This window comes from Pandoraea commovens (genome assembly GCF_902459615.1).
Taxonomy (GTDB): domain Bacteria; phylum Pseudomonadota; class Gammaproteobacteria; order Burkholderiales; family Burkholderiaceae; genus Pandoraea; species Pandoraea commovens.
Genome location: NZ_CABPSA010000002.1, coordinates 592,686 through 613,188, shown reverse-complemented (window position 1 = coordinate 613,188; position 20,503 = coordinate 592,686). Strand labels below are relative to the sequence as shown.

The 20,503-nt window shown below is 64.1% G+C and carries 18 protein-coding genes; 6 read left to right on the top strand and 12 right to left on the bottom strand.

Features of this window, described 5'->3' with window-relative positions:
* Positions 1 to 77 precede the first annotated feature (77 nt).
* Positions 78 to 1,139: an aromatic ring-hydroxylating dioxygenase subunit alpha gene (locus PCO31010_RS08905; protein WP_150663929.1), complete on the top strand. Its 1,062-nt coding sequence runs from the start codon at positions 78 to 80 to the stop codon at positions 1,137 to 1,139.
* Complete coding sequence (locus PCO31010_RS08900; protein ID WP_150663928.1) at positions 1,136 to 2,086, top strand: PDR/VanB family oxidoreductase; 951 nt, start codon at positions 1,136 to 1,138, stop codon at positions 2,084 to 2,086. Before PCO31010_RS08905 ends, PCO31010_RS08900 begins: the two co-directional genes overlap by 4 nt.
* Before the next feature lie 81 nt (positions 2,087 to 2,167).
* On the opposite strand, the gene PCO31010_RS08895 is transcribed toward PCO31010_RS08900, so the two are convergent.
* From PCO31010_RS08895 to mdlC, 3 genes are all read right to left on the bottom strand, one after another.
* The gene (locus PCO31010_RS08895; RefSeq protein WP_150663927.1) at positions 2,168 to 3,526 is read right to left on the bottom strand and encodes an MFS transporter; all 1,359 of its coding nucleotides are present in this window, start codon (positions 3,524 to 3,526) and stop codon (positions 2,168 to 2,170) included.
* 65 nt (positions 3,527 to 3,591) lie between these two features.
* On the bottom strand, positions 3,592 to 5,061 hold the full coding sequence (locus PCO31010_RS08890) for an aldehyde dehydrogenase (protein ID WP_150663926.1): 1,470 nt from the start codon (positions 5,059 to 5,061) through the stop codon (positions 3,592 to 3,594).
* 70 nt (positions 5,062 to 5,131) lie between these two features.
* Positions 5,132 to 6,760 (bottom strand): benzoylformate decarboxylase, encoded by a 1,629-nt coding sequence (gene mdlC, locus PCO31010_RS08885; protein WP_150663925.1) that lies wholly within the window; start codon positions 6,758 to 6,760, stop codon positions 5,132 to 5,134.
* A gap of 243 nt (positions 6,761 to 7,003) precedes the next feature.
* Between mdlC and PCO31010_RS08880 the strand changes: the two genes are divergently transcribed.
* Positions 7,004 to 7,909: a LysR family transcriptional regulator gene (locus PCO31010_RS08880; RefSeq protein WP_150663924.1), complete on the top strand. Its 906-nt coding sequence runs from the start codon at positions 7,004 to 7,006 to the stop codon at positions 7,907 to 7,909.
* Positions 7,910 to 7,919: 10 nt separating this feature from the next.
* On the opposite strand, the gene PCO31010_RS08875 is transcribed toward PCO31010_RS08880, so the two are convergent.
* Both PCO31010_RS08875 and argB read right to left on the bottom strand, forming a co-directional pair.
* The gene (locus tag PCO31010_RS08875) at positions 7,920 to 8,618 is read right to left on the bottom strand and encodes a Dph6-related ATP pyrophosphatase (protein WP_150663923.1); all 699 of its coding nucleotides are present in this window, start codon (positions 8,616 to 8,618) and stop codon (positions 7,920 to 7,922) included.
* Between the two features lie 119 nt (positions 8,619 to 8,737).
* Positions 8,738 to 9,643, bottom strand: a complete 906-nt coding sequence (gene argB, locus PCO31010_RS08870; RefSeq protein ID WP_150663922.1) for an acetylglutamate kinase — start codon at positions 9,641 to 9,643, stop codon at positions 8,738 to 8,740.
* Between the two features lie 456 nt (positions 9,644 to 10,099).
* Between argB and PCO31010_RS08865 the strand changes: the two genes are divergently transcribed.
* Complete coding sequence (locus PCO31010_RS08865) at positions 10,100 to 10,378, top strand: hypothetical protein (protein ID WP_150663921.1); 279 nt, start codon at positions 10,100 to 10,102, stop codon at positions 10,376 to 10,378.
* An 11-nt stretch (positions 10,379 to 10,389) separates the two neighbouring features.
* Here the strand turns inward: PCO31010_RS08865 and PCO31010_RS08860 are convergent, their stop codons facing one another.
* Positions 10,390 to 10,890 (bottom strand): copper chaperone PCu(A)C, encoded by a 501-nt coding sequence (locus PCO31010_RS08860; RefSeq protein ID WP_150663920.1) that lies wholly within the window; start codon positions 10,888 to 10,890, stop codon positions 10,390 to 10,392.
* A gap of 267 nt (positions 10,891 to 11,157) precedes the next feature.
* Between PCO31010_RS08860 and PCO31010_RS08855 the strand changes: the two genes are divergently transcribed.
* On the top strand, positions 11,158 to 12,426 hold the full coding sequence (locus tag PCO31010_RS08855) for an ATP-binding protein (protein ID WP_150663919.1): 1,269 nt from the start codon (positions 11,158 to 11,160) through the stop codon (positions 12,424 to 12,426).
* A complete protein-coding gene (locus PCO31010_RS08850) occupies positions 12,423 to 12,965 on the top strand; it encodes a response regulator transcription factor (protein ID WP_039407290.1) in 543 nt (180 codons plus the stop codon). Before PCO31010_RS08855 ends, PCO31010_RS08850 begins: the two co-directional genes overlap by 4 nt.
* Before the next feature lie 64 nt (positions 12,966 to 13,029).
* On the opposite strand, the gene hslU is transcribed toward PCO31010_RS08850, so the two are convergent.
* The 6 genes from hslU to PCO31010_RS08820 all read right to left on the bottom strand — a co-directional run bounded on the left by hslU (position 13,030) and on the right by PCO31010_RS08820 (position 20,486).
* Positions 13,030 to 14,388, bottom strand: coding sequence for an ATP-dependent protease ATPase subunit HslU (hslU, locus tag PCO31010_RS08845; RefSeq protein WP_150663918.1), 1,359 nt, complete (start codon positions 14,386 to 14,388; stop codon positions 13,030 to 13,032).
* A 131-nt stretch (positions 14,389 to 14,519) separates the two neighbouring features.
* The gene (gene hslV, locus PCO31010_RS08840; RefSeq protein ID WP_039394773.1) at positions 14,520 to 15,071 is read right to left on the bottom strand and encodes an ATP-dependent protease subunit HslV; all 552 of its coding nucleotides are present in this window, start codon (positions 15,069 to 15,071) and stop codon (positions 14,520 to 14,522) included.
* A 328-nt stretch (positions 15,072 to 15,399) separates the two neighbouring features.
* Positions 15,400 to 17,580, bottom strand: coding sequence for a TonB-dependent receptor (locus tag PCO31010_RS08835; RefSeq protein WP_246184515.1), 2,181 nt, complete (start codon positions 17,578 to 17,580; stop codon positions 15,400 to 15,402).
* 243 nt (positions 17,581 to 17,823) lie between these two features.
* Entirely contained in the window at positions 17,824 to 18,390 is a 567-nt protein-coding gene (locus PCO31010_RS26610; protein WP_174984531.1) for a hypothetical protein, read from the bottom strand.
* A gap of 203 nt (positions 18,391 to 18,593) precedes the next feature.
* Positions 18,594 to 19,013, bottom strand: coding sequence for an RNA polymerase-binding protein DksA (dksA, locus tag PCO31010_RS08825; protein WP_039401961.1), 420 nt, complete (start codon positions 19,011 to 19,013; stop codon positions 18,594 to 18,596).
* 393 nt (positions 19,014 to 19,406) lie between these two features.
* Positions 19,407 to 20,486: a CobW family GTP-binding protein gene (locus PCO31010_RS08820; RefSeq protein ID WP_150663916.1), complete on the bottom strand. Its 1,080-nt coding sequence runs from the start codon at positions 20,484 to 20,486 to the stop codon at positions 19,407 to 19,409.
* Between the last annotated feature and the right edge of the window lie 17 nt (positions 20,487 to 20,503).

Genomic DNA, 20,503 nt, shown 5'->3' with positions numbered 1-20,503 from the left:
CCTATCCCATCCATCCGATTTGAAACGAGAGTGCGCCAAACCCTCCATACGAAGGCGCACCAAGGAGACAAACGATCATGTTCCTCAAAAACACCTGGTACGTCGCATGCACGGCCGACGAGTTCGCCGAGAAGCCGCTGGGCCGCAAGGTCTGCAACGAAGCGATGGTGTTCTTCCGCGACGGCAACGGTAAAGTCGCCGCGCTCGAAGACTTCTGCCCGCATCGCGGCGCCGCGCTGTCGCTGGGCTTCGTCAAGGACGGCCACCTCGTGTGCGGATATCACGGCCTGACGGTGGACGGCGGCGGCAAGTGCACGAAAATGGTCGGCCAGCGCGTCGGTGGCTTCCCGAAGACGCGCTCGTTCCCTTGCGTCGAGCGCTACGGCTTCGTGTGGGTCTGGCCGGGCGACGAAGCCCTGGCGAACCCCGATGAGATCCCGCATCTGGAATGGGCCGTGAGCGAGAAGTGGGCCTACGGCGGCGGCTTGTATCACATCAAGTGCGACTATCGTCTGATGATCGACAACCTGATGGATCTGACGCACGAGACCTACGTGCACGCGACGAGCATCGGTCAGGAAGAGATTGAAGAAGCGCCGCCGAAGACGACCGTCGAAGGCGACATGGTCATCACGGCACGCCACATGGAAAGCATCAAGGCCCCGCCGTTCTGGGCGAGCGCACTGCGTGCCAACGGTCTGGACGATCAGGTGCCGTGCGACCGCTGGCAGGTCTGCCGTTTCACGCCGCCGAGTCACGTGATGATCGAGGTCGGTGTTGCGCATGCGGGTCATGGCGGCTACGACGCGCCTGCCGACAAGAAGGCGGGCAGCATCGTCGTCGACTTCATCACGCCGGAGACCGACGAATCGATCTGGTACTTCTGGGGCATGGCGCGCAACTTCAAGCCGGAAGACGCCGAGCTGACGGCCGCCATCAAGCGCGGACAGGGCGGCATCTTTGCCGAAGACCAGGAAGTGCTCGAAGCGCAGCAGCGCAATCTTTCGGCGTATCCCGAGAAGAAGATTCTCAAGCTGAATATCGACGCGGGTGGCGTGCAGTCGCGCAAGGTACTCGACCGTCTGATCGACGCCGAGCGCGCAGGTGCGGCGACCGGCGGTGTGGAGAACGCAGCATGAAAGTCCGGCTGGCGAACAAGCGCGATGTCGCGACCGACATCTGCGAATTCGAACTGGTAAGTGTCGACGGCAGCGCGCTGCCCGCCTTCACCGCCGGGGCGCACATCGACGTGCACGTGGCCGACGGCCTCATCCGCCAGTACTCGCTGTGCAACGCGCCCGGCGAGACCCATCGCTACTGCGTGGGCGTGCTGCGCGATCCGCAATCGCGGGGCGGCTCCGTGGGCATGCATGCGCTTGCGGTCGGCACCGAGATCGAGATCAGCGCACCGCGCAACCACTTCCCGCTCAAGGATGGCGCGAAGCACAGCATTCTGCTCGCGGGCGGCATCGGCGTGACGCCGATCCTCTGCATGGCCGAAGCGCTGGCGGCGAGTGGTGCGTCGTTCGAAGTGCATTACTGCACGCGCGAACCTGCACGGACGGCGTTTCGCGATCGCTTCGCTAGCGCTGGCATCGCAGATAAGACGCAGTTCTACTTCGACAGTGAAGGCGCGCGTGCGGATCTCGATGCGATTCTCGCGCAGCCGTCCGGCGGCAAGCATCTGTATGTGTGCGGCCCGGCGGGTTTCATCGACGCCGTGCTCACCCGTGCCGAAGCAGCGCAATGGCCGGAAGGCAACGTGCATCGCGAGTACTTCGCCGCACCGGTGTCGGCCAATACCGACGGCGAAGGCGACAAGCCGTTTCAGGTCAAGCTGCATTCGAGCGGCCGCGTGATCGACGTGAAGGTCGGCGAGACCATCGTCGCCGCGCTCGCGGCACAGGGTGTCGAAGTGCAGATGTCCTGCGAGCAAGGCGTGTGCGGTACGTGTCTCACGCGCGTCGTCGACGGCACGCCGGACCATCGCGACGTCTATCTCACGGACGACGAACGCGCCGCCAACGATCAGATCCTGCCGTGCTGCTCGCGCAGCAAATCGCCTGTGCTGGTCCTCGATCTCTGATCGAAAGCTTCCCGTAAAAAGCGAACAGCCCCGCATCGTCGTCCGAGCGGGGCTGTTCGTTTTCATCGATGGCTAAGTGCGTTACATCACCCGATGCCGCGTCTCGCGCACGAGCACCGTCGAGATCAGGGCCATCGCCGCGAGCACGAGGAAGTAGACGATCACGGGCCAGATCTGACCGTGACTCCATGCCAACAGACTTGCCGCGATCATCGGCGCGAGACCGCCACCGAGCACTGTCCCGATCTGCTTACCGAGCGACACGCCCGAGAAGCGCACGCGCGTATCGAACAACTCCGAGAAGAAGCTGCCTTCCGGGCCGAACATCATCGGGTGGATGATTCCCGCGCCGATCACGATGGCGCACACGACAAGCGCCGTCTCCTTGCTGCCCATCATCAGGAAGAATGGGTAGATGAAGAGCGCCGTGGCAGCGAGTCCCATCAGGAACATCGGACGGCGTCCGAGTTTGTCGGACAGCATGCCGAACGCGGGAATCGTGAGCATGGCGAGGATGTTGGCGTACAGCACACCATCGGCCATCACGTTGCGCGGCAGGCCTAGCGTTTTCGTGCCGTATGAGAGCGAGAAGATTGCAACCAGATAGAAGAAGCTCGTCTCTGCCAGACAGATGAAGAACGTGACGAGCGTCGGACGCCAGTAGTGCGTGAGCACCTCAGCCACCGGCACCTTTGCGATATCGCGATGCTGCTCCGCTGCCTTGAACGTCGGTGACTCCTCGACCTTCAGACGCACGTAGGTGCCGAGCGCCACCAGCAGCAGACTCACGAGGAACGGCAGACGCCAGCCCCATGACAGCAAGTCCTCTTCCGGCAAACGGGTGATGAGCACGATGGCGAGCGACGCGCCGACAATCGACGTCGGCCCTGCCGCCTGAATCAGCCCGCCGAAAAGCCCACGCAAGTGCGCAGGTGCGCCTTCCACCGTCATCAACAGCCCGCCGACGGACTCGCCGCCGAGCGCGAAGCCCTGAATGAAGCGCAGCGTCACGAGCATGATGGGTGCCCACATGCCGACCATCGCATAGGTGGGCAGCAGGCCGATAAGCGTGGTCGCTACGCCCATCAGAATCAGCGTGAACAACAGAATCGACTTGCGTCCGATGCGGTCGCCGAAGTGACCGAAGACGATGCCGCCGATAGGCCGCGCGAGGAAGCCGACGGCGAAGGTGGCGAACACCGCGATCATGCCCGTCATCGAATCGAGCTGCGGGAAGAACAGCCGGTCGAACACGATAGGCGCAAGAAAGCCGTAGACGAAAAAATCGTACCACTCGATAGCGGTGCCGAAACAACTCGCTGCGACCACGCGACCGAAGTTCGGGGCGGCAGCGGCCGGGGCATCTGTGGCATGCGGCTGACCGGATGTAGCGGATGCAGCACTCACCCCCGCAGGGGCGGTTTCAAACGGTTGTGACACGGTTGTCTCCTCCGGCCGTCTATTCCGGTGTCCCGGCTGCGGCGGTATGGTGGTCTTACGTAACGTCAGAACGGGTAATGACGCGGGGTGGTCTGCACCGTCATCCAGCGCAGATCGGTGAATTCGTGAACGCCTGCTTTGCCGCCGAAGCGCCCCCAGCCGCTCGACTTCACGCCGCCGAACGGCATCTGCGCTTCGTCGTGCACGGTGGGGCCGTTGATATGGCAGATGCCCGACTCGATGCGCTTGGCCACGCCCATCGCGCGCGCAATGTCGCGGCTGAACACGGCGGACGACAAGCCGTACGCGTTGTCGTTGGCGCAAGCGATGGCCGCTTCGTCGTCCTTTACGCGCACGATGCCTTTGACCGGACCGAACGATTCTTCCGCGTAGATCGCCATGTCCGACGTGACGTGGTCGAGCAGCGTCGCGGGCATCAGCGTGGTTTCGGCGCGGCCGCCGCACAGCAGCTTCGCGCCCTTGGCAAGGGCGTCCTCGATCAATGCGTTGCACCGCTCGACCGTAGCCATGTCGATCACCGAACCGAGCACGACCGGGCCGTTACGCGGATCGCCGAGCGGCAGCGAACGCGCCTTGGCGGCGAGTTTGTCTACGAAAGCGTCGGCAATCGACTCGGCCACGACGATGCGTTCCGTCGACATGCAGATCTGGCCCGAGTTGGCGAACGCACCGAACGCTACGCCGTTCACCGCGTCATCGAGATCGGCGTCGTCCAGCACGAGGCACGGCGCTTTGCCGCCCAGTTCCAGCACGGCCGGTTTGAGATGCTCTGCGCAAAGGCCCGCAATGATGCGTCCCACGCGCGTGGAGCCGGTGAAGTTCACACGGCGCACGGCCGGTTCTGCGATCAGCGCTTCGACGATAGCGCCCGCATCTTTCGGTGCGTTGGTGATGAAGTTCACGACGCCCGGCGGCAATCCGGCTTCATCCAGCGCATCGGCAATCAGACCGTGCGTGGCGGGGCACAATTCGGAACCCTTGAACACGACGGTGTTGCCGCAGGCGAGCGGCAGCGCCAGTGCGCGCACGCCGAGAATGACCGGCGCGTTCCACGGTGCGATGCCCAGCACTACGCCTGCTGCCTGACGCACGCCCATCGCGAGACTGCCCGGTACGTCCGACGGAATGATCTCGCCCGCGATCTGGGTCGTCATCGCAGCGGCTTCACGCAGGCCCTGCGCGGCGAGATGGACGTTGAAACCGGCCCACAGACCGGACGCCCCCGTCTCCGCCGCCATCGCGACCTGAAACTGTTCGACCTTCGCTTCGAGTTGGTCGGCAGCTTTCATCAACAGCGCGCGACGCTCGCCGGGGCCTGTGTTCGACCACGCGGGGAATGCGTCCCACGCAGCACGCACCGCGGCGCGGGCGTCTTCGACATTGGCAGCGGGGGCTCGCGATGCGACGCCACCGTCGAGCGGATTGCGTCGTTCGAACGTTGCGCCATGGGTGGCGCCGACGCGCTTGCCAGCGATCAGCATCGTGAGGGCTTGCGGATCTTGTTGGATGGACATGGTTTGACGTCTCCTTAATTCGTTGTGGGTCGCGCGACGCCGTCGCAAGACAGCCCGCTGTCGCCGTGCATCATGCCACCACGAGTTCGACGAGACGCGTCTCGCCGCTGGCGATGGCGTGCGACAAGACGTCGCGCAACTCGCTGCCTTGCTCCACGCGTTGCGCGCGCAGTCCCATGCCTTCGGCCATGCGAACGAAGTCGAGATCGGGCAAGTCGGTGCCCTGCACCGAGTCTTTCGGACCGAAGCCGAACGACGGCGCGAAGTCCTGCAATGCGGCGTAGCGTCGATTATTCAGGATGACGAAGGTAATCGGCAGGCGTGCTTGCGCGGCGCTCCACAGCGCCTGGATCGAGTACATCGCCGAGCCGTCGCCGATCAGGCCGATGATGCGACGTCCCGGATTCGCCATCGCCACGCCAACCGCCGCAGGCATCGAGTACCCCAGACCGCCGCTGTTCATCGTGTAGAACGTGCCCGGCAGCGTGAACGGCAGGTATTGCTGCATCACCGAGCGCGCGCTCGGGGCTTCCTCTACGACGATGTCCTGTGCGTCGCGCACTTCGGCGAGCGTTTGCAGCGCGAAGGCCGTCGTCATCGGCTCACCCAAGGCATTCGCCGTAGCCACGGGCGGCACCGCGCGCGCAGGCGGCTCTGTACGCTCGTTCGGCACATCACGCGCGAGCAGCGCTTCCACGCCCAGACGCACGTTGCCCACAACCGACGCGCCGACCGGCGTCCACGCGGCAACGCCCGGGTCTTCGATCAGTTGGAACAGCGACGCGCCTTCCGGCACGTGCGGGCCAGCGCCTTCAACGTGATAGGTGAACGCGGGTGCCCCGATCACCAGAATCAGATCGTGCCCGCCAAGCAGGCCGACGATCTTCTCGCGCATCGGCGGCAGGAAACCCGCGAACAGACGGTGGTCTTCCGGGAACGCGCAGCGCGCGCACATCGGTGCAGTGAAGACGCGCGCACTGTGACGCTCGGCAAGCGCGACCACGGCGTCGAAAGCCCCCGCACGATCGATCGACGAGCCGACGACGAACGCCGGACGCTCGCATGCATCGAGCGCCGCCGCGAGTTGTGCAAGCGCGACCGGGTCGGCCTGCACCCGCGTGCTCACCTGACGCGGCGGCAACGTCTCGGCCGGACGATCCCAGTCGTCCACCGGAATCGACACGAACACCGGCCCCTTCGGCTCCTGCATGGCGATGTGATAGGCGCGGGCGAGCGCGAGCGGCACGTCTTCGGCGCGCGCCGGTTCGAGACTGAATTTGACATACGGCTGCGGCAGTTCGGTCGCCCGCACGGACGCGAGGAACGGATCGAACGGCAGAATCGAGCGGGCTTGCTGACCCGCCGTCACGATGAGCGGCGTCTGATTCTTGTACGCGGTGAAGATGTTGCCCATCGCGTTGCCGACACCGGCGGCCGAATGCAGATTGATGAACGCCGCGTTGCCGGTGGCCTGTGCGTAACCGTCCGCCATGCCGACGACAACCGCTTCCTGCAATCCAAGCACGTACTCGAAGTCTTCCGGGAAATCGCGGAACAGCGGCAGTTCCGTCGACCCCGGATTGGCGAAGACCTTGGTCATGCCGTGGCGGCGCATCAGATCGATGACGACCTCGCGCACGGTGAGTGTGTCGGAGGTGCCAGCGGGCTGACCGGCGCGAAGTTCTCGGCTGTCTTTCATGGATTCGGTTGTCTCGTGCTGCCGTCGACGTGTGGGCGTGACGGCATGGTTCTGGTGGTGGCTCGCGGCGCGCTCACGTACGTGATTGGGCGAGCGATTTTGCGAGTATAGGCAGACGATATATGCACCGGAATTGCTTTTGCGTGCCGAAGTCATTACGCTTTTGCATGACTTTGCGTCAGCCGTCTATCGCGTCATCCTTCGGTCGGTTTCGTCTCAACTCCGGGAGTTCCGTCGTCCGCCATGAGCCTCAATCTTCAGCAACTGCGCGCCTTCACGACCATCGTTGCGACCGGCAGTCTGGGGCGCGCCGCTTTGATACTGCATCTCACGCAGCCCGCGCTCAGCCGGACGATCAAGCGTCTCGAAGCGGATCTGGGCGCACCGTTGTTCGAGCGTCATAGCAAAGGGATGGAACTGACGGCGTTCGGGCAAGCGCTGCTGCCGCACGCGATGCTGCTCGCGCGCGAAGCCGAACATGCGCGCGAGGAGATCGACGCATTGCGCGGCCTCGCCAAAGGCACGATCAAGGTCGGCGCGGTCGGTGCCATCGCGAGTCACGTGCTGCCGCTCGCCGTCGACCGGGTGCTCACGCGCTGGCCGAATCTGCGCGTGGAAATTATCGAAGGAGTCTGGGATCGACTGGCGCAGGGACTCATGCGGCATGAGATCGATCTGGCGTTGTCGACCGTCGCGCCGGATACCGACGACATCGTCGCCATCACCGACTGCCATTGGGAAGACGACAGTTATGTCGTCGCACGGTGCGACCATCCGCTGCGCGAGCGAAAGACGATCACGCTAGCCGACACGCTTGAGGAGCGCTGGGCGATTCCGCCACGCGGCACCGCGCCCTACGCCCATATGCAAAGCGTGTTCGCCGCGCACGGACTGGGATTGCCGAACATCGTGGTGGAGACGCGCTCCGTGCCGGTGCTAAAGAGCATGGTCGCGCGATGCGGTTTCCTCACGTGGATGCCCGAGCCGATGTACGACGTCGAAGCGCAGGCACGCGTGATGGACACGCTGCCGATTGCGACCGTGCGCGCCACGCGCACGCTCACCGCCTTCCGACGTCGTCAGGGCATTCTGCCGAGCCCCGCCGCCAAGCTGCTCGACGAGTTACGGAAGCTGACTGCGCCGGATTGAGGGGACGTCCTCAAGCGCCAGCGCCGACGATATGGGCGCGGTGGTACGGCGTGCCGCCGTACTCCTTGGGGCCATGAATCGTCTCGACGCGTTCGATGCGCCACGGCACCGGCTGCGCAAAGCGCGGGCCGTCGTAGGCGAAGGTGTGGAACTCGCCGCTCTCGCCGCAGGCGTCGACACCCTCAGGCAGATCGGCCAGCAGTGACGCGTCGTACTCGCGGCCGACGAATTCCGGCCCGAGGTGCCGCCCGTCAACACACACGATCACCGCGCGATACCCCAGCGAGATGAACTCGTGCGCGAGCGTGAGACGCTCGCGCTGCCAGAGCGGCAATACCGCCGTCATGCCCGCCGCCGCACACACCTTTTCCTCCCAGTCGCGATGCGGCTGAAGATCGATGTCGCCGAACAGTCCGTGCGTGATGCCCTCCGCGCGCATCGCCTGCAACCGCGCGACGAACGTCGCTTCGTACTCGCGCCAGCCTGCCAGACCGATGTCGAGCGCGATGCCGAGTGCATCGGCCTGCGCCTGCATCAACTCGCGCGGCAAACCGTGCGAGCGCGAGCTGTCGCCCGTCTCGTCGAACATCGCTAGCAGACGCCGCACGTCGTAATGCGGTTCGCCGCCGGTATCGCACGACATCGCGTGATGCAGGGCAAGGCAGGAATCCTTGCCGCCACTCCAGGAAAAGAAGGCAGGCGTCGACATGGTGTCTTGTGAGGTTGAGAGTGAGGTTGCACGCTCACCGCATGGGGCATGGCGCACAAATGCAAAGCGGACCCCGAAGGGTCCGCCGCTTGAATCAGTCTGTCGTCATGACGTCCGGCTCAGTGCGAGCGGATCATCGTGCCGAACGGCTGCTCCGTCAGAATCTCCAGCAGCACCGAGTGTTCGATGCGGCCGTCGACGATGTGCACCGACTTCACGCCGCTCTTCGCCGCGTCGAGCGCCGACGAGATCTTCGGCAGCATGCCGCCCGAGATCGTGCCGTCTGCGAACAGGTCGTCGATCTCGCGGGCCGACAGGTCGGTTAGCAGATTGCCGTCCTTGTCCATCACGCCCGGGATGTTGGTCATCATCACCAGCTTCTCGGCGCCCAGCACCGTGGCGAGCTTGCCCGCGACGAGGTCGGCGTTGATGTTGTACGCCTGACCGTCTTCGCCCACGCCGATCGGCGAGATCACCGGGATGAAAGCGTCGTCCTGAAGGGCGCGCACGACCGCCGGATTGATCGAGTCCACTTCACCGACGTAGCCGATGTCCAGGAACTGACCGGCGTTCTCACGATCCGGCAGCATCATCTTGCGGGCGTTGATCAGACCGCCGTCCTTGCCGGTGAGACCCACCGCCTGACCGCCGTACTCGTTGATCAGCATGACGATGTCCTGCTGGACTTCGCCGCCAAGCACCCACTCGACGACTTCCATCGTCTCTTCGTCGGTCACGCGCATGCCCTGGATGAACGTGCCCTGCTTACCGATCTTCTTGAGCGCCTGATCGATCTGCGGGCCACCACCGTGCACCACCACCGGATTGATACCGACGAGCTTGAGCAAAATGACGTCGCGCGCGAAACCGCGCTTCAATCGCTCTTCGGTCATGGCGTTGCCGCCGTATTTGATGACCACGGTCTTCCCGTGATACTTGCGGATATACGGCATCGCCTCAGCCAGAATTTCGGCCTTGAGAGCGGGTGCGATGTCGTCGATGGAATTCAGTTGCAGATCGGACATGGCAGGAAGGTTCTTCTCACAAATGGAGCAGGTGGACCAGGAAACACGGCGAATTGTACAGCCAAGAAGCCTTGGCGTGCGGGGGTTTGACGGGTTTCGGAAGGGTCTGCCCCTTGCGTCGCCAAAAGCCCGTGGCTACCCTTCCCCACAGGTCGGTCCGCAAACGCAAAAGCGGCGATTTTCGCCCCGTCAGCGGCACAGCGCCGTTCGTGCGTATCACCCCTTTCACTTATTAATGGACGCCCGTCAGTGGCCGATTTTTACCGTGTTCCTTCTCTGCCCCGCTAGCCACCCGGTTTGCGCGCCGTACCCGGGCGCGTGTGGCCGGTCGATGAAAGCGGCCGGGCTGTTGCAGTTGTACAACTGGCAGGCGGCCATGAGCGGCGACGCGTCTCTCACAGGACGGAAATCGCTGGGTGATGCAGGGGATTGGGGTGACGCCGACCGGGGGCGCCCATGACCGTCAACATAGCGACTGAGCCGGTCGATCCGTCGCGCTGCCCTCAGTGCGGCACGGTCGTGACGTGTGGGGCTGTCGCGTTGGGAAGCGGAAAGATGGGAAGCGACGGCGCAGCGGACGAGGTGCAATGCTGGTGCCTCGACTGGCCGCGCCTGCCTGCGTCGGCCCGGCTAGGCGTGGGGGCTTGCCTCTGCCCGGCCTGCCTGCGCGCAGCGCTCGTCGCCGCTGGCGTGCCGGTCGACGGCACCGCCGCCGATCCGGACACGTCTATCTAGAGACGCGAGGCTTACTGACTGTGCGCGCCGTGCGCCATGCCAGCCATGCCGCCACCGGCCGGAGCCGCCGCCGTCAGATCACGCACGGTGGCCTTCACCAGTTGCTCGGACGTCTTGTGATCGGCCGTCTCGAACTTCAACGTCACCGGCACAGTGTCGCCCTTCTTGAGCGGGCCCTTCAGATCCGTGAGCATGATGTGATAGCTGCCCGGCTTGAGCGCCACCGGCTTGTTGGCGTCCAGCGGCAGTCCCTTGGGCAGGGCGCGCATCTTCATCACCGTGCCTTCGAGCTTCATCTCATGCACTTCCGCGTTCGCTGCGGCAGGGGTGCTCACGCTGAGCAACGTGGTCGCCTGATGCGCCTGGAGCGTCATGTAGACGGCCGACGACGTCTGACCCGGGACCGTACCGCGCGCCCACGCGTCGGACACGTCCACCTGCGACTGCGCGAAGACCGAGGCCGACGCCATGCCAAGACTGAATGCGGCCGCCACCAAAAGCTTGTGCTTCATGCAAACTCCTTTTTGTTGTCGACGGGCGGATGAATGACAGCGTCGATTAAGCCTGTCCGACGCGGGTCCATCCCAATCCATGTCTGTCTTTCGGATGAAGACATTGCGCGGCGAGATGTCGCGCAAAACGTGAACGACCATTGTAGTCGTGCGTCGGTCAATGCGTGTGCCGCCCGTGTAATACCCAGCCTCAGACCGATGCGGCAGAGTGTCGCAGCGCCCCGCAACGCCCGATGGCGCGTGACCCGGACTTGGTACACTTGTCGTATGACTCATTTTCCTATCGAGCGAACGAACGTCGTCCAGCTTTTCTGGCTGCGCTGTCTGGCTATCGTCGGCCAGTTGGCAACCATCGGCGTCGCGCAACTCTGGTTAGGCGTGCGGCTTCCACTGGAGCCGATGCTCACCATCGTCGCGCTGGAAGTCCTGTTCAACGTGCTCACGTGGATACGTGCCCGACGCGGTGTCGAGCGAGCCAAGCGTCGCACCGATCTCGATCTGATGAGCCAGTTGCTGGTCGATCTGGCCGCGCTCACGGCGCTGCTGTTCTTCTCCGGCGGCGCGACAAATCCCTTCGTCTCGCTGTTCCTGCCCGGCCTGGCCATTGCCGCCGCCGTGCTGCCGTGGCGCAATGCGTCGCAACTGGCGCTGCTCTCGCTCGTCGCCTATGGCGCGCTGAACTTCCAGTATGTGCCGCTCGACCTCGCCGATCCGGGCAACCTGCTGCGTCTTCATCTCGCTGGGATGTGGGTGAACTTCGTGGTCAGCGTGCTGGTGATCGCGTGGTTCGTCTCGCGCATGTCGCGTGCCCTGCGCGCTCGCGACGCGCAACTCGCCCGTGCCGAACAGCGTCTGTTGCGCGACGAACGGATGGCCGCGCTCGGCGCGCAGGCCGCCAGCGTCGCACACGAACTCGGCACGCCGCTCTCGACGATGGCCGTGGTCGTCGGCGAGCTTCGCAGTGAAAGTCTCGGCAACGACGCACTGAAGTCCTTCGAGCCCGATCTGCAAACGCTGGAGCAACAGATTGCGCTATGCAAGAGCGCGATCGGTCATGTGCAGATGCGCGCGGCAGCTCCCGTGCGTCAGGCGATGGCGGAATGGTTGCCTGCGTTCACCACGCAGTGGCGCTTGCGTCATCCGCAGGTGCAATTTCAGTTACACGTGCCGCCGGAATTGACCACGCGCATCGAAGATACCGTGCAGGTCGGACAGATCCTGACGATCCTGCTCGATAACGCGGCGTACTTCAGTCCGTCGTCGGTCACGCTCGACGTGGCCGCCACGCCCGACGACGTACGCTTCACCGTTTGCGACGAAGGCCCCGGCATGAGCGCCGAGCTGCGCACCCGGCTGGGCAACTCGCCCGTCATGAGCACGCACGGCGGACACGGCATGGGGCTGTATCTCGCCTTTGCCAGCGCACAACGTCTCGGCGGCGACATCACCCTCACCCCTAACATGCCGCAAGGCACGCGCGCCGAATTGCGCCTGCCGATGGCCACTTTCTTCTTCGGTTCGCGGAGTCAGACATGAACGCCTCCCACTTCCTTCTTATCGACGACGACGTCGTGTTCGCCGAAACGCTCGCCCGCGCCCTGACACGCCGCGGCTACGACGTGCAGATCGCCGGAGACAGCGCCGCCGCCTTGCTCGCGGCCCGCACGCGTCAGTTCGATCTCATCTCGGTCGACCTGCATCTCGGCCACGACTCCGGCCTGCCGCTCATCGCGCCGCTGCGCGCGCTGCAACCGAAAGCCCGCATGCTGGTGCTGACCGGTTACGCGAGCATCGCCACCGCCGTGCAGGCCGTGAAGGACGGCGCAGACAACTATCTGGCCAAGCCAGCCAATGCCGACACGATCCTCGCATCGCTGCGCAGCGATGCGAGCGAAACGCAGGCGGACGAAGCCATCGAAAACCCATCGCCGCTGTCGGTCGCGCGACTGGAGTGGGAACACATTCAGCGCGTACTCGCCGAGCACAACGGCAACATCTCGGCCACGGCCCGCGCGCTGAACATGCATCGACGCACGCTGCAACGCAAGCTGCTCAAGCGACCTGTCAAGCAGTAAGCCGGACGCAGAAAAGAAAAAAGGCCCCGAGGGGCCTTTTTTCATGGTGCAGCGATGACGACGCTTACAGCACGTAGCGCGACAGATCTTCGTTCTGCGCCACTTCTTCCAGGAAGCGGTTCACGTACTCGGTGTTGATCGTGACCACTTCGTTGGACTGCTTGCCTGCGCTGTACGAAATGTCTTCGAGCAACTTTTCGATGACGGTGTAGAGACGGCGTGCGCCGATGTTCTCCGTCTTCTCGTTGACCGAGAACGCAATCTCCGCGAGACGCTTGATGCCGTCCGGTGCGAATTCGAGATTCACGTCTTCGGTCGCCAGCAACGCCTGATACTGCTTCACGAGGCTCGCGTCCGTTTGCGTGAGAATCGCTTCGAAGTCTTCGACCGACAGCGATTCGAGTTCGACGCGAATCGGGAAGCGACCTTGCAGTTCCGGAATCAGATCGCTCGGCTTGGCCAGATGGAACGCACCGCTCGCAATGAACAGAATGTGGTCCGTCTTGATCATGCCGAACTTCGTGCTCACGGTCGTGCCTTCGACCAGCGGCAGCAGATCGCGCTGCACGCCCTGACGCGAGACGTCACCGCCGCCCACTTCGCTTCGCGTGGCGATCTTGTCGATTTCGTCGAGGAACACAATGCCGTTCTGCTCGACGTTGCGCAGCGCCAGTTGCTTGACCTCTTCGTCGTTGAGCATCTTCGACGCTTCTTCGTCGGTCAGGATCTTGAGCGCGTCCTTGATCTTGAGCTTCTGACGCTTCTTCTTCTGGTTGCCCAGATTCGCGAACATGCCCTTGATCTGCTCGGTCATTTCTTCCATTCCCGGCGGGCCCATGATTTCCATGCCCTGCGCCGGGATCTCGACTTCGAGTTCGATTTCCTTGTCGTCGAGCGCACCCTCGCGCAGACGCTTGCGGAAGGTCTGACGCGTGGCGTTATCTTCGCCGCCCGGCTCGGCTTCCACCGACGCCGAACCGAAACGAATGTCGCGCGACGATTCGCGGCCCGTCGGCAGCAGCAGATCGAGAATGCGGTCCTCGGCGCGATCTTCGGCCTTGGTGCGCACCTTCTTCATTTCCGCTTCGCGCGTTTGCTTGATCGCGATTTCCGCGAGGTCGCGCACGATGCTGTCCACGTCGCGGCCCACATAGCCGACTTCGGTGAACTTGGTGGCTTCGACTTTGATGAACGGCGCGTCGGCGAGTTTGGCCAGACGGCGGGCGATTTCGGTCTTGCCGACGCCCGTCGGTCCGATCATCAGAATGTTCTTCGGCGTGATTTCCTGACGCAGGGGCTCGGCCACCTGCTGACGACGCCAGCGGTTGCGCAACGCCACCGCAACAGCCTTCTTGGCCTTGTGCTGGCCGATGATGTGTTTGTCGAGTTCCGAAACGATCTCGGAGGGGGTCATATGGGTCATGACGTTCGCCAGATTAGGGGTTCGCAAGGAGGGCGACGCCCGGCCGGACGGCTGTCGATACCCCGATCAGCCACCGGCCGGCAGAGCGTGCCGCAGGAGTCCACCTGCTGCGGCACGTGCGTCGTCCGTCGTTACTTCGCGGCCTTGGGCGGCAGCGATTCGATGATGTGATTGTCGTTGGTGTAGATGCACATTTCGCCCGCGATCGTCAGCGCCTTCTTGACGATCTCGGCCGGCGTCAGATCGGTATTCTCGACCAGCGCGCGTGCTGCCGCCTGTGCGTACGAACCGCCCGAACCGATGGCCGCCACGCCGCCTTCCGGATCGAGCACATCGCCGTTACCGGTGATGACCAGCGTGGTTTCCGCGTCGGCGACGATCATCATCGCTTCGAGGCGGCGCAGCATACGATCGGTACGCCAGTCCTTGGCGAGTTCGACGGCCGAGCGCGTGAGGTGCCCCTGATGCTTCTGGAGCTTCGCCTCGAAACGATCGAGCAGCGAGAAGGCGTCTGCGGTGGCGCCCGCAAAACCGACCATGACCTTGCCGTCATAGATCGTGCGGACCTTGCGCGCCGTCCCCTTCATCACGATGTTGCCGAGCGTGACCTGTCCGTCACCGCCAAGCGCGACCTGATCGCCGCGCCGAACGGAGACGATGGTGGTGCCGTGATATTGCTCCATGCCTGTTCCTTTTCGGGGGGCGACATGCGCCCCGTAACGATTGGCCCGGACGTCGCGTCCATCACCGCCGAACCACCGTTGAAAAGCGGTGAGATCGGTGACGACGCGCCCTGCCGGGCGAGACGTGACTGTAGTTTAGGGCAATCGAAAGAATATCAAGAGGCGTCGACGGCATCGCGCAAGACGTGCCGTCGACGACGGACCGATGCCGCGCGAAGCGGCATGGATCGTGACATTCACGCGGCATTGCACCGCGCGAATTGGAAGCCACGAAGCAATTTCTCGGAAATTGCCTCGATTTTGCGGGACGCTCAGCGCGCCACGCCGCTTAGAACGTTGTGCGCAACCCCACGCGAACGGCGCGGCCGCCCTGCGGCGCAATGTCGCGCAGCACCGAACTCGCGAGACGCACTTCCTGATTGGTCAGGTTCTCGCCCTTCAGATAGGCCAGCCACTGCGCACCGCCCGCCTTGAACTGATAGGTGAGCGCAGCGCCCAGCGTGGTGTAGCCGTTCGTCGTCAGATCGTTGGACGGGACACGTCCCTGATTGCTCGCATGCACCATTTCCAGACGAGCGCCCCAGTGGCCCAGTCCGTAAATGACCGCCGCCGTCAGACGCAACGGCGCGATACGCGGCAGCGGCTCGCCCGTGTCGCGATTGCGGCCGATGGCGTAGTCGCCGCGCAGTTCGACGTCGACATCGCCGTAGCCCTGCCACACGCGTGCACGGCCCTGCGCTTCAAAGCCGTAAAGGTCGGCGGGCACCCCGGCGTACTGATACACCGGCAGCGGCTTCTCTTCGCCTTCCACTGTCTGCCCCGTATTGTTCAGCGCGATGAAGTTCGAGAAGCGGCTGTAGAACACGCCCACGCTGCCCTTGTTGGGACCGTTCTCGTAGCGCAACGCCAGGTCGGTGGAGAAGGCCTTTTCCATCTTCGCCTGCGCGTTGCCGATCTCGTACACGCCGGTCGCGAGGTGCGGGCCGTTCGCGTACAACTCGTAGAACGTCGGCGCGCGCTCGGTGTATGAGGTGTTCACCGCCACCGACCATGCCGGTGCCAGCGCGAACACTGCGCCTGCGGAGACGCTGCCCGGCGTGAAGTTACGCGACGGCAGGTTCTCGAAGCGCTCGTTGCCACCGGAACTCGGCTTCACGCTCGAATGCTCGATGCGTGCGCCGAACGAGAGCTTCACAGCCTGATTGACGGCCCATTCTTCGAGCGCGAACAACGCCACGTTGGTGGTATCGCTCTTCGGCACGAACGCTTCTTCGCCGAGTGCGGAGAACGTGTTCTGCGAGAACTGCACACCGACCGCGCCTTCGAGCGGACCAATCTTCGCGTGACGCGCCTCGATGCGTCCCTCGTAGCCGTGGTTCTTGAACGTCGTGCCCGTCACGCCGTTCTCGATTTCCTTGTGTTCGTAGTCGGTGTAGCCGAAGTCGAACTTGAACGCCGTGAACGGGCCGCTCAGGTTCCGCACTTCACTTGCGAGCGCGAGACGTTGCTGACGCAGACGAATGCGCGTGTTCTCCTCGGCAACGGTGCCGTAGTCGGAGTCGTATCCGGAGTACGACAGTCCGGCGTAGCCATTGGCCCACGTCCACGAAGCACCCGCAGCCGCGCCGCTGGTCTGGCCATCGCTATTGGGCAGGGTGCCGGACGGTTGCTTCGTATCTTCGTCGTCACGTGCGCGTTGCTGTGCCGAACGGGCGAAGCCGGGAATGCGCAGGTCGGCGCTCTTGCGTGCAAAACCATCGACATGGAACGCGAACTGGCCGTTGCCGAATTCGAGTTGCGCCGCACCGGCGCGCTCGCGGTTCGCACCGCCGTAGCTGAAGTCGGTCGCGCCGGAAATGCCGTTGAGCGCTTCGCGGGGGATGCGGTTGTCGATGGTGTTGACCACACCGCCGACGGCGTTGCCGCCATAGAGCAGCGCCGCCGGACCGCGCACGATTTCCACGCGCTCGATGGAGAGCGGGTCCTGCGCCACGGCGTGATCGTAGGAGAGCGACGAAGCGTCGAGCGAAGCCGTGCCGTTTTGCAACACGCGAATGCGGTCGCCGTCGAGGCCGCGGATGATCGGGCGGCTGACGTTCGGGCCGTACGACGTGGCCGACACGCCGGGCAGGCCGTCCAGCGTTTCGCCCAGCGTGGTGGCGCGGCGCAGCGCCAGCGCGCGACCGTCGAGTTCCGTGAGCGGGGCGGCGAGGTCGGCGGCGGCGCGTCCGAGCGGGTTGCCCGTGACGAACGTCACGGGCAGCGCAGCTTCGGGCGCGGCCGGGGGGCTGGCCGGTGCAGCGGCGACTGCCGGGGAGTCCGTCGACGCTTCCGCCGCCTGAACGGACAGGCTGGTGATGGCGAAAGCGCTGAAGGTGAGCGCCGCCGCCAGCGGCAGCGGTGCAAGTCTGGGCGACGTGCGGCGGTGTGCTGCGGATGCCACGTCTGAAGTCAGGGCGAGCGAGGTCGTCGCGCGTTGACGCGCGACGCGAAGGGTAGAGATGGCCATGTCGGTCTTATGTTTGTATTCGGTCTGATGGGGCCGGGGCCCCGTGTTTCGGCGCAGCAACGGGACGAATGGACGCGCGGCATCCGTCTGGCGGCGCAGATCGGCGTGCGTGCAGGTGGAAATTCGTCAGGTGCGCGCGAAGGCAATGCGAATGCGTCGACCGCACGTCTCAGACGACGAGTCGGCGAGTCGACGAGTCGGCGAGTCGACGAGTCGACGATTCACAGGGCAATGCGCGGGGATTCAGACCGTGACCGGCGGGGCGCGGGAGTCGAACGGTAGGACGACAGCGCTCGCATGGCTTCGTCCGTTGACCTGCAACGGTGCGTGCGCCGCGCTGGCGTCGCCTGCCCATTGGAGGACCGCCACGGCCATCGCAGCCGAGAGCGTCGCCCCTTCGAAGAGATGGCAATGATGGTGGTGAGTGCCGAAACTGGCGGGCGTCGTGCGCGACGATTGCGCGGACCAGTCGGCCGCGATGGCGTCGTCGGCGTCGTCGGCGTCGTCGGCGGTGTCGGCGGTGTCGGCGGTGTCGGCGGTGTCGGCGGTGTCGGCGGTGTCGGCGGTGTCCGCCATATTTGCAACGGCAGCCTCGGCGGCGTTCGTTGCGGCTGGCGCGCCGCTGCGCCCCGACGTGTGTTGCCCGATGCCGGACAGCTCGCGTGCGTGCGCGATCTCATGTTGCAGGCCCCAAATCTGCACGCAGAGCAGTGCGGTGATGAGCCAGACGATCCATCCGCTGCGGCCACGTCCAATGCGCGTGCGCGAACGCACACACCACGGGATGGAAGCAGAGTCGATGGAAGGCATGAGTGACAGGAATTGCAACTGAGTTGCAATTCTGCCATAAAGTGACAACACCCGCGAGCGCTATGAGGGATGACAGCGCAGGGATAACGGCTGAGCGGTGACAGCCGCGAAAGAAAAAAGGCATGTCGCGAAGACATGCCTTTGATCGACTGAGGCCACCGGGCACCGCCACCGCGCGGTTGCCGGGGCCGGCTGGCCGACGATCAGTCGCCGAACAGCTTTTGACGCAGTTCGCGACGCTCTTGTGCTTCGAGCGACAGCGTCGCCGTCGGGCGGGCGAGCAGACGCGGCACGCCGATCGGCTCACCGGTTTCTTCGCACCAGCCATAATCGCCCGAGTCGATGCGGGCGAGCGACTGCTGGACCTTCTTCAGCAGCTTGCGTTCGCGATCGCGCGTGCGCAGCTCGAGCGCGTGTTCCTCTTCGATGGTCGCGCGGTCGGCCGGATCCGGAACCACCACGGTTTCCCGCAGGTTCTCGGTCGTCTGCCCGGCGTTACGCAGAATTTCGGCTTGCAGCTCTTCCAGACGATTCTTGAAGAATTCGAGTTGAGCCGCATTCATGTAGTCCTTGTCGGACATCTTCAGAATTTCGGCCTCGGTCAAAAGTCGTTGCTTGCTCATGGGTTTCTGTGGCGTCTCTTTCGGATGATCCGGCGATGCCCCTGTAGCGGGTGGCACGTCTTGCTTACCGGCAATGCCGCGGGCGGCTTCTTGGGTTACTTTCCTGCCGGGCGATTTGGGCGGCGCCTTCTTCTTGGCGGCGGCCTCGTCGCCCGTCTTCGATTTGCCTGCTGGAGCACGCTTGGCGCCCGCGCCCAGTGCCGGTTCAGACCGGCGCGTGGGGCGTGCGGTGGCAGTCTTGCGAGAGGCGGTGGCCATGACGGTGCTCCCCTGCCTACCCCCCGGAATGCCGCGTCGATTCGCTGGCGGCGGTCCCAGTGGGCAGGTATTGTAACCGAATCGTTCGACAGTCCCGATTAAGGGCTTTCCCGTCACCGGATTCGGCGATTCCGCTCAGACCAGACAGCGCTCCAGCCCTTGCAGGATGATGTCTTTCGGCAGTTCCGCGCCAATGAACACCATCTTGGTGTTCGGCGTCTCACCGGGTTGCCACTTCGTGCCCACGTCGCTACCCATCATCTGGTGAACGCCCTGGAACACGACCCGGCGGTCGATACCGCGCATGTTTAATACGCCTTTATAACGCAATAAGCGTTCGCCGTACACCTGTAGGATGCTCCCGAGGAAATCCTCCAGCTTGGCCGGATCGAATTGCTTTTCGCTGCGGAAGACGAACGACTTGATGGCGTCGTCGTGATGCGCGTGATGGTGGTGGTGAGCGTGCCCGTGGTCGTGACCTTCGTGGTCGCACTTCCCATGATCATGGTCGCAGTGCGCGTGATCGTGGTCATGGCCGTGGTCGTGGTCGTGCGTGTGCTCGTCGGCGGCCAGGAAGTCCGGATCGATGTCGAGCTTGTCGTTCAGGTTGAAGCCGTGGATGTCGAAGATCTGCTTAAGATCGGCCTGACCGAAGTCCACTACCTGCTGCGGCGCACGCGGATTCATGTGCGCGAGACGGTGCTTGAGGTCGTCGAGGGCATCCGGCGTCACCAGATCGGCCTTCGTAATGAACAGACGGTCGGCGAAGCCCACCTGACGCTGCACCACTTCGTGCTGATCGAGCTGCTGCTGGCCGTGCTTGGCGTCGACCAGCGTGATGATGGCGTCCAGGCGGTAGGTGTCGGCCACTTCGTCGTCGATGAAGAAGGTCTGCGCCACCGGGCCGGGGTTCGCCAGGCCGGTCGTCTCGATGACCACACGGTCGAACTGGATCGAACCGGCGTCGCGCTGGCTGTTCAGATCCGAAAGCGCCTGCACCAGGTCGCCACGGATCGTGCAGCAGATGCAGCCGTTGCTCATCTGCACGATCTGCTCGGCGTTGTCCTGCACGAGGATGTCGTTGTCGATGTTCTCTTCACCGAATTCGTTTTCGATGACGGCGATCTTCATGCCGTGCGCTTCGGTCAGGATGCGCTTGAGCAGCGTGGTTTTACCGCTGCCCAGAAAGCCGGTCAGGATGGTGACGGGAGTCATGAATGCAATGTCCTGTG

Coding starts and splice junctions, on each gene's coding strand:
- PCO31010_RS08890 (WP_150663926.1), bottom strand. CDS start 5,061: ATGTCCATCCAACAAGATCCGCAAGCCCTCACGATGCTGATCGCTGGC.
- PCO31010_RS08905 (WP_150663929.1), top strand. CDS start 78: ATGTTCCTCAAAAACACCTGGTACGTCGCATGCACGGCCGACGAGTTC.
- PCO31010_RS08860 (WP_150663920.1), bottom strand. CDS start 10,890: ATGAAGCACAAGCTTTTGGTGGCGGCCGCATTCAGTCTTGGCATGGCG.
- PCO31010_RS08835 (WP_246184515.1), bottom strand. CDS start 17,580: ATGGCCATCTCTACCCTTCGCGTCGCGCGTCAACGCGCGACGACCTCG.
- PCO31010_RS08865 (WP_150663921.1), top strand. CDS start 10,100: ATGACCGTCAACATAGCGACTGAGCCGGTCGATCCGTCGCGCTGCCCT.
- mdlC (WP_150663925.1), bottom strand. CDS start 6,760: ATGAAAGACAGCCGAGAACTTCGCGCCGGTCAGCCCGCTGGCACCTCC.
- hslV (WP_039394773.1), bottom strand. CDS start 15,071: ATGGAGCAATATCACGGCACCACCATCGTCTCCGTTCGGCGCGGCGAT.
- dksA (WP_039401961.1), bottom strand. CDS start 19,013: ATGAGCAAGCAACGACTTTTGACCGAGGCCGAAATTCTGAAGATGTCC.
- argB (WP_150663922.1), bottom strand. CDS start 9,643: ATGTCCGATCTGCAACTGAATTCCATCGACGACATCGCACCCGCTCTC.
- PCO31010_RS08900 (WP_150663928.1), top strand. CDS start 1,136: ATGAAAGTCCGGCTGGCGAACAAGCGCGATGTCGCGACCGACATCTGC.
- PCO31010_RS08850 (WP_039407290.1), top strand. CDS start 12,423: ATGAACGCCTCCCACTTCCTTCTTATCGACGACGACGTCGTGTTCGCC.
- PCO31010_RS08875 (WP_150663923.1), bottom strand. CDS start 8,618: ATGTCGACGCCTGCCTTCTTTTCCTGGAGTGGCGGCAAGGATTCCTGC.
- hslU (WP_150663918.1), bottom strand. CDS start 14,388: ATGACCCATATGACCCCCTCCGAGATCGTTTCGGAACTCGACAAACAC.
- PCO31010_RS08820 (WP_150663916.1), bottom strand. CDS start 20,486: ATGACTCCCGTCACCATCCTGACCGGCTTTCTGGGCAGCGGTAAAACC.
- PCO31010_RS08880 (WP_150663924.1), top strand. CDS start 7,004: ATGAGCCTCAATCTTCAGCAACTGCGCGCCTTCACGACCATCGTTGCG.
- PCO31010_RS26610 (WP_174984531.1), bottom strand. CDS start 18,390: ATGCCTTCCATCGACTCTGCTTCCATCCCGTGGTGTGTGCGTTCGCGC.
- PCO31010_RS08855 (WP_150663919.1), top strand. CDS start 11,158: ATGACTCATTTTCCTATCGAGCGAACGAACGTCGTCCAGCTTTTCTGG.